At 63.0% G+C, this 15,547-nt stretch carries 12 protein-coding genes and 1 pseudogene; 10 read left to right on the top strand and 3 right to left on the bottom strand.

Annotated features, from left to right (window positions below; genetic code table 11):
• Positions 1-34: 34 nt before the first annotated feature.
• Positions 35-343, top strand: a complete 309-nt coding sequence (locus F758_RS0117015; RefSeq protein WP_024508989.1) for an NIPSNAP family protein — start codon at positions 35-37, stop codon at positions 341-343.
• Positions 344-393: 50 nt separating this feature from the next.
• Complete coding sequence (locus tag F758_RS0117010; RefSeq protein ID WP_024508988.1) at positions 394-1,209, top strand: isocitrate lyase/PEP mutase family protein; 816 nt, start codon at positions 394-396, stop codon at positions 1,207-1,209.
• 63 nt (positions 1,210-1,272) lie between these two features.
• Here the strand turns inward: F758_RS0117010 and F758_RS0117005 are convergent, their stop codons facing one another.
• Both F758_RS0117005 and F758_RS0117000 read right to left on the bottom strand, forming a co-directional pair.
• The gene (locus F758_RS0117005; RefSeq protein WP_024508987.1) at positions 1,273-1,662 is read right to left on the bottom strand and encodes a hypothetical protein; all 390 of its coding nucleotides are present in this window, start codon (positions 1,660-1,662) and stop codon (positions 1,273-1,275) included.
• A 231-nt stretch (positions 1,663-1,893) separates the two neighbouring features.
• Entirely contained in the window at positions 1,894-3,102 is a 1,209-nt protein-coding gene (locus F758_RS0117000) for a c-type cytochrome (protein WP_024508986.1), read from the bottom strand.
• Between the two features lie 278 nt (positions 3,103-3,380).
• Between F758_RS0117000 and F758_RS0116995 the strand changes: the two genes are divergently transcribed.
• The 8 genes from F758_RS0116995 to F758_RS0116960 all read left to right on the top strand — a co-directional run bounded on the left by F758_RS0116995 (position 3,381) and on the right by F758_RS0116960 (position 15,194).
• The gene (locus F758_RS0116995) at positions 3,381-6,875 is read left to right on the top strand and encodes an indolepyruvate ferredoxin oxidoreductase family protein (protein WP_024508985.1); all 3,495 of its coding nucleotides are present in this window, start codon (positions 3,381-3,383) and stop codon (positions 6,873-6,875) included.
• A 102-nt stretch (positions 6,876-6,977) separates the two neighbouring features.
• Positions 6,978-8,126, top strand: a complete 1,149-nt coding sequence (locus F758_RS0116990) for a thiolase family protein (RefSeq protein ID WP_024508984.1) — start codon at positions 6,978-6,980, stop codon at positions 8,124-8,126.
• Positions 8,127-8,516 carry a Zn-ribbon domain-containing OB-fold protein gene (locus F758_RS0116985; RefSeq protein WP_024508983.1) on the top strand — a complete coding sequence of 130 codons (390 nt, stop codon included), beginning with the start codon at positions 8,127-8,129 and terminating at the stop codon, positions 8,514-8,516.
• 147 nt (positions 8,517-8,663) lie between these two features.
• On the top strand, positions 8,664-9,524 hold the full coding sequence (locus F758_RS0116980) for a MaoC family dehydratase (RefSeq protein ID WP_024508982.1): 861 nt from the start codon (positions 8,664-8,666) through the stop codon (positions 9,522-9,524).
• 106 nt (positions 9,525-9,630) lie between these two features.
• The gene (locus F758_RS0116975) at positions 9,631-10,509 is read left to right on the top strand and encodes an SDR family oxidoreductase (protein WP_024508981.1); all 879 of its coding nucleotides are present in this window, start codon (positions 9,631-9,633) and stop codon (positions 10,507-10,509) included.
• Positions 10,510-10,613: 104 nt separating this feature from the next.
• Positions 10,614-11,582 carry a dihydrodipicolinate synthase family protein gene (locus F758_RS0116970; RefSeq protein WP_024508980.1) on the top strand — a complete coding sequence of 323 codons (969 nt, stop codon included), beginning with the start codon at positions 10,614-10,616 and terminating at the stop codon, positions 11,580-11,582.
• A gap of 3 nt (positions 11,583-11,585) precedes the next feature.
• Entirely contained in the window at positions 11,586-12,386 is an 801-nt protein-coding gene (locus F758_RS0116965) for an NUDIX hydrolase (RefSeq protein ID WP_024508979.1), read from the top strand.
• 126 nt (positions 12,387-12,512) lie between these two features.
• Entirely contained in the window at positions 12,513-15,194 is a 2,682-nt protein-coding gene (locus F758_RS0116960) for a PAS domain S-box protein (protein ID WP_024508978.1), read from the top strand.
• A 167-nt stretch (positions 15,195-15,361) separates the two neighbouring features.
• Here the strand turns inward: F758_RS0116960 and F758_RS51420 are convergent.
• Positions 15,362-15,547: pseudogene (locus tag F758_RS51420) on the bottom strand (hypothetical protein); the annotation flags it as partial.

The following is a 15,547-nucleotide window of genomic DNA, read 5'->3' as shown; positions in this document are numbered from 1 at the left end:
CTTCTCGCAATGACGCAAAACATCGGAGGTTCCCATGACCGTCACCGTTTTCATCCGCTACCAGATCGATCCGTTCAAGCGCGCGCAGTTCGAGCAATATGCCAAGCGCTGGCTCGCCATCATTCCCAAATGCGGCGGCGAATTGATCGGCTATTTCATGCCGCACGAGGGCACCAACAACATCGCTTACGGCCTGATCTCGTTCGAGAGTCTCGCCGCCTATGAAGCCTATCGCGCAAGGCTGCGCGGCGATGCCGATGGTGTTGCAAACTTCAATTTCGCCGAGGAGCACAAGTTCATTCTGGCGGAAGAGCGAACGTTCCTGCGCAAGGTTGTCGCTTAAGCCGCGCAACGCTATGTTGCGCTCTCGCAAAAGCAAAACGGGAGAGAGCCATGCCGCTGACAACTGCTGACAAGCGCGCCGCGTTCCGCAAGATGCACGAGAGCGGCTGTTTCGTGCTGCCGAATCCTTTCGACGTCGGCTCGGCGAAGGCGCTGCAGCACCTCGGTTTCAAGGCGATCGCTTCCACCAGCGCCGGTTTCGCCTGGTCGATCGGCAAGGCCGATAACCATGTCACCGTCGATGATGTTTGCGCGCATCTCACCGCGCTTTGCGCGGCGGTGGATATTCCCGTCAACGCCGATTTCGAGGGCGGATTTGCGCGGGAGCCGGATGAAGTTGCCGCCAATGTCGCGCGCGGGGTGAGGACGGGCGTCGCCGGACTATCGATCGAAGACTCCACCGGCGACAAGGCCAATCCGCTGTACGATCGCGCGCTGGCGATCGAGCGTATCAAGGCGGCGCGTACGGCAATCGACGCCGACAACACCGGCGTGATGCTGGTCGGCCGTTGCGAGGCGTTTCTGTGGGGGCAAAGCGATCTCAAGCTGGTGATCGATCGGCTCACTGCCTATGCCGATGCGGGCGCAGATTGCCTTTATGCGCCGGGCATCAAGACGAGAGAGGACATTGCAGCTGTCGTGAAGGCGGTGCAACCGAAGCCGGTCAATCTTCTGATCGGGGCATCGGGCCTGTCGCTCAATGAAGCGGCCGAGCTTGGCGTGCGCCGCATCAGCGTCGGCGGCTCCTTGGCGCGCATGGCCTGGGCAGGATTCATGCGGGCGGCGCGCGAGATGGCCGAGAAGGGCACGTTTGCAGAATTGGCCGGCGGCTATCCGGGCGGCGAACTGAACAAGATGTTCGAATAGTCCGGACGAACGAACGCGGCGGACAATGGCCAATGTCCGCCGCGAGCTGAAGGGGTGAACGCACTAGCGGTTGTCGTTGTTTTGACCGGCCGTCGGATTGGCCGAGCGGTCGAGCTCCGAGCCCGTCGACGAAGACTGCGGAGCGGTCGGGCGGTTGGTTGCCGAACCAGTAGTCATGCCGGGTTGGTTATTGGGGTTCGCCGGCTGGGTCTGCGCGGTCTGAGCCGGTGGCGCGGTCGAGGCTTCGTGGATGCTTGTGTTGTTGAGGCCATAGAAAATGGCGCCGAGCACCAGCGCGATGGCAATTGCGTACAGCATAACCTTGCCACTGCTGGCGGGCCCCTCCGATAGCTGGGGATCGACCTGCGCCTCTCTGTCTAACCGGGGGTCGACGGGATCGTCGCTGAACGCGGAGCGGTAGGGATCATAAGGATCATTCGGAATGCGTGCCATGATGGGCTCCTCCGTTGCGCAAGGACAATCGTCGGATGGAGGTCACCGTTCCCGGAGCCAGGCAGTTCCTTCGGCCCCGTTCAGGTTGGAACCTGCAGTTCACGGTCCCAACCGGAGCTGTTTTCCGGGGAACACCATGCGGAACTGGCCACCAAGCGATGGCAGATGGATGCTTCGCTGGTGATCGTGATTGTCGCGGGCATCCAAATGGCGCAGAGGAGCGGTAAGCGCCTAGCGAGTATTGCGTGCCTTGGCGACCTGGTCTGCCGTCACCAGCGAGGCCGCATTGCCCCAGGAATTTCGGATGTAATTCGTGACGTCGGCGATCTGCTGATCGGACAATTGCTTCGCATAGCCCGGCATCGAACCCGTATTGGGTGCGCGCGGCGTGGTGACGGTCTGCGCGCCATCGAGGATGACGCGCAACGTACTCGATGGGTCGGCCGATTGCAGCAGCGCATTGCCGGGCAGCGGCGGATAGATGCGCGGCGCGCCCGAGCCGTCGGCCTCGTGGCAGGCGATGCAGGCATGGGCATAGATCGCCGCCCCCTCCCTCATGCTGGCATCAGGCGGCTGCACGGTGGCGGCCTCGGGTGGGCCCGGCGGCAGGCTCTTCAGATAGACCGCGATTGCGTGGACATCGGCATCGCTCATCTTCGAGGTGGAATTGACGATGATATCGGCCATCGGCCCATCGGCGTGACTCCTGCCGTTCCGCCCGCTCGCCAGATATTCGGCAATGTCATCGACGCTCCAGGATTTCAGGCCGCTCCGCTGGGCGCTATCGAGCCGCGGCGCGAACCAGCCGTCGACCGTCCCGCCGCTGAAGGCGCGCCCGCGTCTGTCGGCGCCAAAGAAGTTCTTCGGCGTATGGCAGACGCCGCAATGCCCGAGGCCTTCGACGAGATAACGACCGCGATTCCAGTCCGTACCCTTCTGCTGGTCCGGCTCCAGGATGCCGGGCCGGAAAAACAGGTAGTTCCACAGCCGCATGGTCACGCGGAAATTGAACGGGAAGCGGAGCTGTGGCGGCGGTGCCTTGTTGGCGAACGGCGTCAGCGTGGCGAGGTAAGCGCGGACCGCAAGGATGTCGGGTCGGGTGAGTTTGGAAAAATTGGGATAGGGGAAGACCGGATAGTAGCGCGAACCGTCAGGCGCGATCCCGAACCGCAACGCATTGTAGAATTCCTGGTCGCTCCACGCCCCGATACCGGTCTCTCGATCCGGCGTGAGGTTGGGGGAATAGATGGCGCCGAACGGGGTGTCGATCCGGACGCCGCCGGCGAACGGTTTTGCCGGATCTGCGGTATGGCAGCCCGTGCAGTCGCCGGCATCCACCAGCGCTTTCCCGTGTGCGATCATCTCGTCGGTGGGATCGGCGGCTTGCCCGCCGCTCGCGAATGCACTGCACAAAAACACACAAGCAAGAATCGCCCGCATCGATCTAGCTCTTCCCTGCACCCGTTCGCTCACGCCGCATTATACGGATTATATGGGCGTTATGTCGTTTCGCGGGCATGCTTGGCAGCGACACAAGACGAAAAACAGAGCCGCTGCCAAGCCACGAAATTGCGATTTGGGTGTGCCGGTCTCGGCGCCCCAGATTTGTGGTGCGCGGGGGCAAAAAACCGCCTTACATTGGCAATCGCAAGCGGCGACATTAGCTAATCGATGGCTGACAAAGAGCCGAGACGGCCAAAGGCTTTAGCGAGGGTGGAATGGGAATCAACCAAGGTGCGATCAGCCTCGATCAGAAATATACTCAGGGCACCGGCCACGTCTTCCTAACCGGCATACAAGCGCTGGTCCGCTTGCCCATGGCGCAAATCCGCCGGGATCGCGCCATGGGCCTCAATACCGCAGGTTTCATTTCCGGCTATCGCGGTTCGCCCCTTGGCGGCTACGACCAGCAACTCTTCGCCGCCCGCAAGCACCTTGAGCAGTACAACATTAGATTTCAGCCCGGCGTGAACGAGGATCTCGCCGCCACCGCGATCTGGGGTTCGCAACAGCTCAACTTGTCCCCCGGCGCCAAATATGATGGCGTGGTCGGAATCTGGTACGGTAAGGGCCCCGGCGTCGACCGTTCCGGCGATGTCTTTCGGCACGGCAACGCCGCAGGCTCGGCCAAGAACGGTGGCGTGCTCTGCCTCGCCGGCGACGATCACGGGGCGAAATCTTCGACCGTCCCGCATCAGTCGGACCACGCGTTCATTTCGGCGCTGATGCCTTATCTTTATCCCTCCAGCATCCACGAGATGATTGAGATGGGTCTGCTCGGCATCGCAATGTCGCGCTATTCCGGTTGCTGGGTCGGCATGAAGGTGATCACGGAAGTGGTGGAGACCACCGCCGAGATCGATCTCACGGATGAGATGAAGCCGTTCGTCATCCCGACCGATTTCGAGCTGCCGCCCGGTGGGCTGAACCTGCGCTGGCCCGATGATCGCTATCAGCAGGATCTGCGTCTGCAGGACTACAAGGGTTTTGCCGCGATTGCCTTTGCGCGCGCCAACAAGGTCAACCGCATCACCATGGACAGCCCGAATGCGCGCTACGGCATCATGGCATCCGGCAAGAGCTACGAAGATGTCCGCCAGGCGCTGCGCGAGCTCGGTATCACCGAAGAAGTCGCCGCCAAGATCGGACTTCGACTTTACAAGATCGGCATGCCCTGGCCGCTCGAGCCGGAAGGGGTGCGGAATTTCGCCGTGGGCCTGGAAGAGATCTTCATCGTCGAGGAACGGCGGGAGATCGTCGAGAACCAGGTCAAGCAGGAGCTGTTCAACTGGCGCGACGACGTGCGCCCGCGGATCGTCGGCAAAATGGACGAGCACGACAAGCGTTTCTTGACGTTTGCCGCCGAGCTTTCCGTCGCTTCGCTGGCAAGCTCGCTGACCGAACGCCTGTTGCGGCTCAATCTCAATCCCGAAATCGCGGAGATGCTGCGCGCCAAGGCGGATTGGTTCAACGGCCGCGAGGCCACGCAGGTGCAGAAGGTCGCCCCGATCAGCCGCACGCCCTATTTCTGCTCGGGCTGCCCGCACAACACCTCCACCAAGGTGCCGGAAGGCAGCCGCGCCATGGCCGGGATCGGTTGCCACTTCATGGCACTCTGGATGGACCGCAACACGGAGACATTCACCCATATGGGCGGTGAAGGCGTGCCGTGGGTCGGCATTGCACCGTTCACGGGCGAAAAGCACATCTTCGCCAATCTCGGCGACGGCACCTATTTCCATTCCGGTATTCTCGCCATCCGCCAGGCGATCGCGTCGAAAGCCAATATCACTTACAAGATCCTCTACAACGATGCCGTCGCCATGACAGGCGGTCAGCGGCACGACGGTGATCTGTCGCCGCAGCAGATTACCTTCCAGCTTCATGCCGAAGGCATCCGCGAAATCTATCTGGTCTCGGAAAATCCGCATCTCTATCCGCCGTCAGACATTGCGCCGGGCGTCAAGGTTGCGCATCGCGATGAGCTCGACGCTGTGATGAAGACCTGCCGCGAGACGAAGGGCACATCCGCCATCGTCTTTGTGCAGACATGCGCCGCCGAAAAACGCCGCCGCCGCAAACGCGGTCTGATGGAGGATCCCGCTCGCCGCGTCATCATCAATCCGGCGGTGTGCGAAGGATGCGGCGACTGCTCGGTGCAGTCGAACTGTATCTCGGTCGAGCCGCTTGAGACAGAGCTCGGACGCAAGCGCGCCATCAATCAATCGGCGTGCAACAAAGACTACTCCTGCCTCAAGGGCTTTTGCCCGTCCTTTGTAACCGTCGACGGCGCCAAGCTGCGGAGCCGCGCGCCGGCCGAACTCGGCGATATCGGCGAGCTGCCGGAGCCGGCATCCTTTCCGTCGCTGGAGCAGCCCTACAACATTGGCGTTGCCGGCGTCGGCGGCACTGGTGTGCTGACCATCGGCGCGCTGCTGGGGATGGCCGCCCATATCGAGGGCAAGGCCAGCATGATCCTCGACATGTCCGGCCTTGCGCAAAAGGGCGGGGCCGTGCTGAGCCATGTTCGACTTTCCGAGCATACGGCCGATGTGACCTGCTCGCGTATCGTCACCGGCACGGCCGATCTCGTACTCGCGGCCGACGAGGTGGTGGCGGCGTCCAAAGATACGATTACGCTCTGCGAAGCCAATCGCACCACCGGCATCATCAACAGCCACGTTATTCCCACCGCCGATTTCATCCTCAACCGCGACTTCAATTTCCAGACTCGCAAGATCAATTCGGTCCTGGAAAGCGCGCTGCGCAAAGGGTCTGTCTTCTTCGATTTCACAAGACCTGCTGAGCTCCTGCTTGGCGATGCCATCGCCACCAACATTATGATGTTGGGCTACGCCTATCAGAAAGGCTTGCTGCCGCTTTCGGCGGAAGCCATCGAGAAGGCGATCGAGGTCAATGGCGTTTCCATCAAGATGAACACCGAAGCCTTCCGGCTCGGGCGGCTCGCCGTGGTCGATCCGGCCCGGCTGGACGCCATGATCAGGGGCCAGGAGACGCCGGCCGCCCCGGCGAAGACGCTGGATTCGATGTCGCTCGAGGAGGTGATCGCCCATCGCAGCGCGCTCTTGACCGATTACCAGAACAAGCGCCTGGCCGCGCGCTATCGCAAGCTGGTGGACAAAGTGCGCGACACCGCCACTGCCGGAGGTTACGGTGAGGCGCTGCCGCGTGCAGTTGCCATCAACTACGCCAAGCTGCTCGCGTACAAGGACGAATACGAAGTGGCGCGGCTTTATACCGATGGCCGATTCGAGCAGCAGCTCCGGGATCAGTTCGAAGGCGAATTCAAGTTCAACTTCAATCTCGCGCCGCCAATTCTCGCGAGCGGTGTGGATGCGCTCGGGCGCCCGAAGAAACGCGCGTTCGGTGAATGGATGATGCCGGTGTTCCGCTTCCTCGCGAAGATGAAGTTCTTGCGCGGCACGCCGCTCGACATTTTCGGGTACAGTGCCGATCGCAAGCTCGAGCGTGAGCTGATCACGTCTTACGAAAAGGATGTCGCCAGCGCGCTGGAGCTGCTGTCGCCGGCAACGATCGACACCGCCGTCGAACTGCTGTCGCTCCCCGATCGCATTCGCGGCTTCGGCCCGGTGAAGGAGAAGGCTGTCAAGGAAGCGAAAGCCCGGCACGCGCAGCTCGCCGCCGATCTCGCCAATCCGCCACCGGCGCCGCGGCAGCTCGCGGCGGAGTGAGTTGTCGCTCCATCTCGCGCGGCGGAATATTTCGCCGCTTGCCAAGGTCGCAGCAACAGGCCAAGAAATCCGCTGGAAGAAGAAACGCCAGCGGAGAACGACTTGACCATCAAAGGCAAGGCCTACATTGCCGGGATCTATGAGCATCCGACCCGGCACGCACCGGACAAATCCACCGCACAACTTCATGCCGAGGTTGCCAAGGGCGCGATCGAAGACGCAGGGCTCTCGAAGGAAGACATCGACGGTTATTTCTGCGCCGGCGACGCGCCTGGCGGCGCCTGGCCGATGGTCGATTATCTCGGCCTGAAAGTGCGCCATGTCGATTCCACCGAGACCGGCGGCTGCTCCTACATCATTCATCTTGGCCATGCCGCGGAGGCGATCGCCGCCGGCAAATGTTCGATCGCGTTGATTACGCTCGCGGGCAAGCCGCGCACCGGCCCGATGCCGCCGCGCGCCACCGGCGCCGAGGCCGATTTCGAGGCGGCCTATGGCGCAACCACCCACAATGCCTACGGCATGTGTGCTATGCGTCACATGCACGACTATGGCACCACCAGCGAGCAGCTCGCCTGGATCAAGGTCGCCGCTTCGCACCACGCGCAATACAATCCGCATGCGTTTCTGAAAGACGTCGTCACGGTCGAGGACGTGCTCAACTCGCCGATGATCTCGGATCCGCTGCATCGCATGGATTGCTGCGTCGTTACCGATGGCGGCGGCGCCTTGATTGTGACCACGCCGGAGATCGCCAAGAGCCTGAAGAAGCCGCTGGTGCGCCTGATCGGCCACGGTGAGGCGATGAAGGGACCGCGTGGTGGCAAGGATCTCGATCTCACTTATTCCGCCGGCGTCTGGTCCGGTCCGCGCGCGTTCGAAGAGGCAGGTGTCACGCCGAAAGACATCAAATACGCATCGATCTATGACAGCTTCACCATCACGGTTTTGATGCAGCTCGAGGACCTCGGGTTCTGCAGGAAGGGCGAGGGCGGCAAGTTCGTCGCGGACGGCAACCTGATCTCCGGCGTCGGCAAGCTGCCGTTCAACACTGACGGCGGCGGCCTGTGCAGCAACCACCCCGTCAATCGCGGCGGCATGACCAAGATCATCGAGGCGGTGCGGCAGTTGCGCGGCGAAGCGCATCCCAAGGTGCAGGTGAAAAATTGCGACCTCGCGATCGCCCATGGCACGGGTGGATTGCTCGGTGTTCGCCATGCGGCCTCGACTGCAATTCTGGAGCGCGTCTAAATGACCGAAGCGAGAAAATATCTGGCGCCCGTCACCAATCCTGAGACGAAGCCGTTCTGGGAGGCGGCGGCCCAAGGCAAATTCCTGATCAAGCGCTGCACCGCCTGTGGCGAAGCGCACTACTTCCCGCGCTCGATCTGCCCGTTCTGCTTTTCGGACAAAACTGTGTGGGAGGAAAGTGCGGGCGAGGGTACGATCTACACCTTCAGCCTGATGCGCAAATCGCCGACAGGCCCTTACGCCATCGGCTATGTCACTCTGAAGGAAGGGCCGTCGCTGCAGACCAATTTCGTCGACTGCGACATCGAGAAATTGAAAATCGGGCAGAAGGTAAAGGTGGTGTTCAAGCCGACCGAGGGCGCACCGCTGCCGTTTTTCACGCCGGTGTAGCCGGAACCTCGTCCTGAGGAGCGCGCCTAAGCGCGCGTCTCGAAGGATGAGGACACGCTGGTAGGATACGGGCTTCCTCATGGTTCGAGACGGCGCGAAGCGCCTTCTCATCATGAGGAAGAGAGGGAGCGGAGGAAAACAGCAAAAATGCCGATCAAATACGAAGAGCTGATGGCCCTGAAAAATCTCGGCCAGAAATACAGCTACACCGATCGCGAGGTGATGCTCTACGCCTACGGCATCGGAATGGGCGCCGATCCGCTGGATGAGAAGGAACTCGCCTTCGTCAACGAGGCGGCCGCCACGCCGCGCCCGCTGAAAGTGGTGCCGACCTTTGCCTCCGTTGCGGCCTGGGGCGCTGGGCCCGGCGAGATGAATCTCAATCGCGTCATGGTGGTCGACGGCGAGCGCGACATCACCTTCCATAAGCCGCTTCAGACTGCGGCGCACATCACCGCTGATTCTTCGGTGCTCGCCGTCTATGACAAAGGCAAGGACAAAGGCGCGGTGATCCGGCACCAGACCGTGTTGAGGAACGCTGATGGTGAACCGCTGGCAACGCTGGTCGCCTCCCGTTTCGCCCGCGGCGACGGCGGCTTTGGCGGACCGTCGGAAGGCCAGCCCGAGCCGCACGAGGTGCCGGACCGCAGGCCCGACAGGACCATCGACATCTCGACCCGGCCGGACCAGGCGCTGATCTATCGTCTCTGCGGCGACCGCAACCCGCTGCACTCCGACCCGGAATTCGCCAGGCGCGCGGGTTTTCCAAAGCCGATCCTGCACGGCATGTGCACTTATGGCATCACCTGCCGCGGTATTCTTCAGACCTATGCTGACTACGATCCTAGCGCTTTCAAGCGCCACGCGGCGCGCTTTTCGTCGCCGGTCTATCCCGGCGAAACCGTGACGCTGGAGATGTGGAAGGATGGAAACGTGATCTCGTTCGAGGCCAAGGTGAAGGCGCGCGGCGTCACGGTCATCAAGAACGGCATGACGGTGCTCGGTTAACGTCGTCATTCCGGGGTGCGCGATAGCGCGAACCCGGAATCTCGAGGTTCCGGGTCTCGTCCTTCGGACCATCCCGGAATGACACCCACAAAATCGGGAGGACAGCATGGGATTGCTCGACGGTAAGGTGGCGCTGATCACCGGTGCGGGCGGCGGGTTAGGCGAGGCGTATGCAAAGCTGTTTGCGCGCGAAGGCGCGGCGGTTGTGGTCAACGATCTCGGCGGTCCCCGCGATGGTTCCGGCGCCGACAAGTCGATGGCTGAGAAGGTGGTGGAGGCGATCAGGGCCGAGGGCGGCCGCGCTGTCGCCAATGGCGCGGACATCTCGACCATGCAAGGCGGCCAGTCGATCTTCGACGACGCGATTAGGCATTTCGGCCGTGCGGACATCCTCGTCAACAATGCCGGCATCTTGCGCGACCAGACCTTTGCGAAGTCCAACGAGGAGGACTGGGACAAGGTCATCAAGGTGCACCTGAAGGGCACCTTCTGCGCCACGCTCCCGGTATTCCGCTGGATGCGCGAGAATGGCGGTGGCGTCATCGTCAATACGTCCTCCACGTCCGGCCTCATCGGCAATTTCGGCCAAAGCAATTACGGCGCCGCCAAGGGCGGCATCTGGGGCTTTTCCAACGTGCTCGCCATCGAGGGACGCAAATACAACATCCGGGTCTGGACGCTCGCGCCGGGCGCGCTGACCCGCATGACGGCAGACCTGCCCCGATATAAAGAGAACCCTGGCGCCGCTTTGGGACCGGACGGGATCGCGCCGGCCGTGCTATACATGGTGAGCGAATTGTCGGGCGGCCAAACCGGCAAGGTGCTCGGCGTTTCCGGCCCGCGCGGCGTGCGCGAAATGCGCATGATGGAGATGGAAGGCTGGAAACCGCCGCACACCGGCTGGAAGGCGCAGGACATTGTGGAGCACGCGCGCGAGATCTTCTTCTCAGACGAGGAGATCAAGAAGTCGGCGCGGAGGTTTTGATGGGTTGTCGTTCCGGGGCGATGCGAAGCATCGAACCCGGAACCTCGAGATTCCGGGTTCACGCTTCGCGTGCCCCGAAATGACGGAAGAGATTGGAGACGCACGTGACGAAGCTGACCCCCCAGGCCGCAGGTACCTTTGCGATCGCGCCGACGCCGTTTCACGACGACGGCCGCATTGACGAGCGGTCGATCGACCGGCTCACCGATTTTTACGCCGAGGTCGGCTGCGAAGGCGTGACGGTGCTCGGCATTCTCGGCGAAGCGCCAAAGCTCGACGCCGCCGAGGCGGAGCAGGTCGCGGTCCGCTTTGTCAAGCGCGCCAATTCCGGGCAAAAATCCATGCAGGTGATCGTCGGCGTGTCGGCGCCGGGCTTTGCCTCGATGCGCTCGCTGGCACGGGCTTCGATGGATGCCGGGGCGGCCGGCGTGATGATCGCGCCGCCGCCGAGCCTGCGTACCGACGACCAGATCATCAACTACTTCAAGCAGGCGCAGGAAGCGATCGGCGAGGACGTGCCCTGGGTGCTGCAGGATTATCCGCTGACGCTCAATGTCGTCTTTACGCCGGCGGTGATCCGCAAGATCGTCATGGATAATCCCTCCTGCGTGATGCTCAAGCACGAGGACTGGCCGGGGCTGGAAAAGATCTCGACGCTGCGCAATTTCCAGAAAGATGGCTCGCTGCGGCCGCTGTCGATCCTGTGCGGCAATGGTGGGTTGTTCCTGGATTTCGAGATGGAGCGCGGCGCGGACGGCGCGATGACGGGCTACGCTTTCCCCGAGCTCCTGATCGACGTGGTAAAGCTGTCGAAGGCAGGCCAGCGCGATGCCGCGCACGATCTGTTCGACGCGCACCTGCCACTGATCCGCTACGAGCAGCAGCCCGGCGCAGGACTCGCCGTGCGCAAATATGTGCTGCAGAAGCGCGGCATCATCGCGTCCAGCGCGCAGCGCAAGCCCGGCGCGAGCATCACGCCGACGGCAAAAGCCGAGGTCGATTATCTGCTGTCGCGCGTTGGCCGCCTCGATCGCCGCGCCAATCTGCAGCCGCAGTCGAGCGCCGCAGGATGATCCATGGCTGAGATCGTCGCCCCGCGTCCTGCGTCGACCACGCTGCTGTTGCGCGACAGCGCACGAGTTGGCGGCATCGAGGTGTTCATGATGGTCCGTCACCATCAGATCGAGTTCAGCTCGGGCGCGCTGGTGTTTCCCGGCGGCAGCATCGACCAGGGCGACAAGGAGATCGTCGAAAGGCCGGAGCTCTATGCCGGCGGAGCGGGGCTCGACCCGAGCGCGTCGAGCTTCCGCGTGGCGGCCATTCGAGAGACCTTTGAGGAGAGCGGGATTCTGCTGGCGCGGCCGAAAGGGTCGCAGGACCTGATCGATGCCGCCCGCGCGAAAGAGATCGAGGCGGAGTGCCGCGGTCCGTTGTGCGAGGGCAAGACCACGTTCCTGAACGTGCTGGCCGAGAACGAGCTCTGGCTGGCGCTGGACGAACTCGTGCCCTATGCGCATTGGATCACGCCGGAGGGCATGCCCAAGCGCTTCGACACCTGGTTCTTCCTCGCGGCAGCGCCGCCGGACCAACTCGGCGCGCATGATGGCAGGGAATCGACCGATTCGATTTGGCTGTCGCCCCGCGAGGCGTTGGAGGGCGCCGAAAGCGGCCGATTCAAGCTGCCGTTTCCGACCACGCGCAATCTGATCAAGCTGGGCAAACAGACGAGTGTCGGGGGTACGCTGGCGGATGCCCGCGACCAGCCGATTGTCACGGTAATGCCCGTGATGACCCGGCTCAACGGCGGCCGCCAGCTCCGCATTCCCCGCGAAGCCGGCTATGATGGCGAGGTCTTCGAGGTCGGCGCACTTGGTTAACGCCGCACCGGCGCAGGCCTGATTCGGCCGAATCGGCCCATTTGCCGCCGCAGGGGCGGTTCCTGCATGTTCGCCGGCGCAAAATACAGCGTATAATAGGGGCTTTAGTCCTAGGCCCAAATTATCATGCCACCTGCCTTCGCGGCGTTCTTGAAACGTGCCCGATCCTTTTCGCTGTCGATCGGGCAACTGACCTTTGGCAGCTTTTTGCTGCTGCTCGCCGTCATTGCCGCGATCTCCATGGCGAGCGTGATTGCGATCCGTCATATCGATACCACCTTCAGCGAGTTGCAGCGGCTGCAGGATGTCGGCGATCTCGCTGCCGAAATCGACCGCCAGATGAACGAACTGCGGCTCGCCGCGCGCGATTTCGTCACCGACCCTGGGGCGCAGTCGGACCGCGTGGCGCAAGCCGCTTCCGAACTGAGCATGCTCCTGAAGAAGACGCGGCTGCAGCTCGCGCCCGAGCAGCAGGCCATGATCGACGGCGTCAGTCAGCGCCTTGCGAACTATCGCGAGGGCATCGAGCGGGTCTCGACCCTGATCTCGCGTCGCGCCGAACTGGTTGCGGCTTTGCCGCCGGTGCGTGCCCGCTTCGAGCAAGCCGTCACCGATGCGCCTGATCGCGTCAGCCGCCGCGCCCTGTTCTTGGCCCAGAACGAGATCGCCAACGCCTTGCTCGCCAGGGACACCGCCCGCGCCGAGGAGGCGGCCAGACGAATGAAGGCGCTTGCGATCGACGATCCCGCGCTGCACGAGGCGGCCGATGCCTATGCGCAGGCGATCGCGGCGATCGCTGGAACGGAAAGTGAGATTTCCTCCTTGGACAAGGACGTGCTCGGTGCGGAGGGGCGCCTGATCGGGCGCGTGACCGAGCTGCTGCGCGAGCTCAGCGCGAAGCGGGGGCGGGTGCTGAGCCACGATTTTGCGCGTACGCTCGCCGAAGCGAAATGGCAGAGCATCATTCTCTCCACCATCGGCGTGCTGATCGGCACATTCGCGGCGTCCTTCGTGGTTCGCCGCACCGTGCGTCCCCTGGCCTCGATCGCGAGCTCGATCCGCGCGCTCGCCGCCGGCGAGAAGAGCGCCTCGATCCCGGCGACCGATATCAGGAACGAGATCGGCGACATCGCGCGCGCCGCCGAAGTGTTCCGGCGCACCCTGGTCGATGCCGATGCTGCGCGCGAGGCGGCGCTGCGTGCGCTCAGCGAGCAGCGCCTTGCCGAGGAAAGCTATCGCAAATTGTTCGAGGGCTCGGTCGAGGGCATTTACGTCACCACCCCCGGCGGGGCGCTGCTCAACGCCAATCCGTCGCTGGCGCGGATGATGGGCTATGACACGCCCGAACAGCTCATCAACGGCATCGGCGACGTCTCCAAAAATGTCTATGTCCATCCCGAGGCCCGCGAGGAATACAAGCGCCTGATGCAGCGGCACGGTATGGTGCGCGACTTCGAATACCAGGTGCGTCAGCGCAACGGCGGCATTCTCTGGCTTTCCGACAGTGCGACCGCGGTGCGCGACGACAAGGGCGAGGTGGTGCGCTATGAGGGGACGGTGCGCGACATCACCGACCAGAAGCGCGCCGAGGATGCGATCGCCGAAGGCCGCCGCCTGTTGCAGCAGGTGATCGATACCGTGCCGGCGGTGATCAACGTCAAGGACCGCAACCTGCGCTACGTGCTCATGAACCGCTATATGGCCGGCATCTTCGATATCGAGCCTCATGAGGCCATCGGCCACACCACCACCGACCTGATGTCGCGCTATGGCGCGGCGAAGACCGACGAGAACGACCAGCGCGTCTTGAGGACCAAAAACGGGCTCGGCTTCTACGAAGAGGCGTATCTGGACTCGGCCGGCAACCTGCGGCATTGGCTGGTCAACAAGCTGCCGCTGCTCGATACCGAAGGCGAGATCGAGCACATCGTTACCGTCGCGCTCGATATCGGTGAGCGCAAGCGCGGCGAGCAGGAGATGCGGAAGGCGCGTGATGCCGCCGAAACCGCCCTGCGCAATCTGCGGGAGACGCAGGCTTCCCTGATCGAGGCGGAGAAGCTCGCCGCGCTCGGGCGGCTGGTCGCGGGTGTTGCGCATGAGGTCAACAACCCCGTCGGTATCAGCCTCACGGTGGCGTCCGCCCTGGAGCGCAAGGCAGCGAATTTCGCCGCGGAAGTGGCGCGCGGCGATCTGCGCCGCTCCAGCCTCAAGGACTTCCTCAACACCACGCAGGATGCGTCGTCGCAGCTCGTCGCCAATCTCAATCGTGCCGCCGAGCTCATCCAGTCGTTCAAACAGGTGGCCGCCGACCGCAACTATTCGGACCAGCGCAGCTTCGATCTCGCCGATCTCACCGAGCAGGTGGTGATGAGTCTGCGGCCGGGCCTGCGCAAGCAGAATCTGACGTTGAGTGTCGATTGCCAGCCCAATCTGATGATGAACAGCTATCCCGGTCCTTACGGGCAGGTGCTGACGAATCTGTTCCTCAACGCGGTGGCGCATGCCTTTCCCGATGGTCGCCCCGGCGTGATCGAGATCTCCGCGCGCGAATCGGGCAAGGACAATGTCGAGATCATTTTTTCCGACAACGGGGTGGGCATGAGTCTGGACGTACGCCGCCGTGCTTTCGATCCGTTCTTCACTACCCGCCGCGACCAGGGCGGCACCGGGCTTGGCCTGCATATCGTCTACAGCATCGTGACCAACCGGCTCGGCGGCCGGCTCGATCTCGATTCCGAGCCCGGCGGCGGGACCCGCATCCAGATGATCCTGCCGCGCGTCGCGCCGCTGGAGCAGGCGGCGGAATAGGAGTGGTTATGTTGGTCCTGGCGGAAGCCCCCGGGGCATGCCGCGGATCTGTCCATGGACTTCCTTCGGTAGGTATTCTTCGCAACAACCAAATCCTGTGATTATGGGTCGCGGAGTGGCGCTCGCTGTCGCGAGCTTGTCCGTGACGACGCGGGGATATTCCCGTTTCAATTTTCAAGCGCCAAAAAAGGGCGCACCCCGGCATCCTCGCGGCGCTTTTCGCGTCCGAGCTTTGCGTCACCATCGCCCTCTTCGGAAACAGAGGGCGCAGGGAAGGCCGGGTGGCCGCTGCACCCGGGGCCTCCGCGCAAAGAAATTGCGCGAAGCGCGCGTTGACCACAGGTACAGGCGGA

Source organism: Bradyrhizobium sp. ARR65 (genome assembly GCF_000472385.1).
Classification (GTDB): Bacteria; Pseudomonadota; Alphaproteobacteria; order Rhizobiales; family Xanthobacteraceae; genus Bradyrhizobium.
The sequence above is the reverse complement of the archived record's forward strand: the minus strand, read 5'-3'. Positions and strand labels throughout refer to the sequence as shown.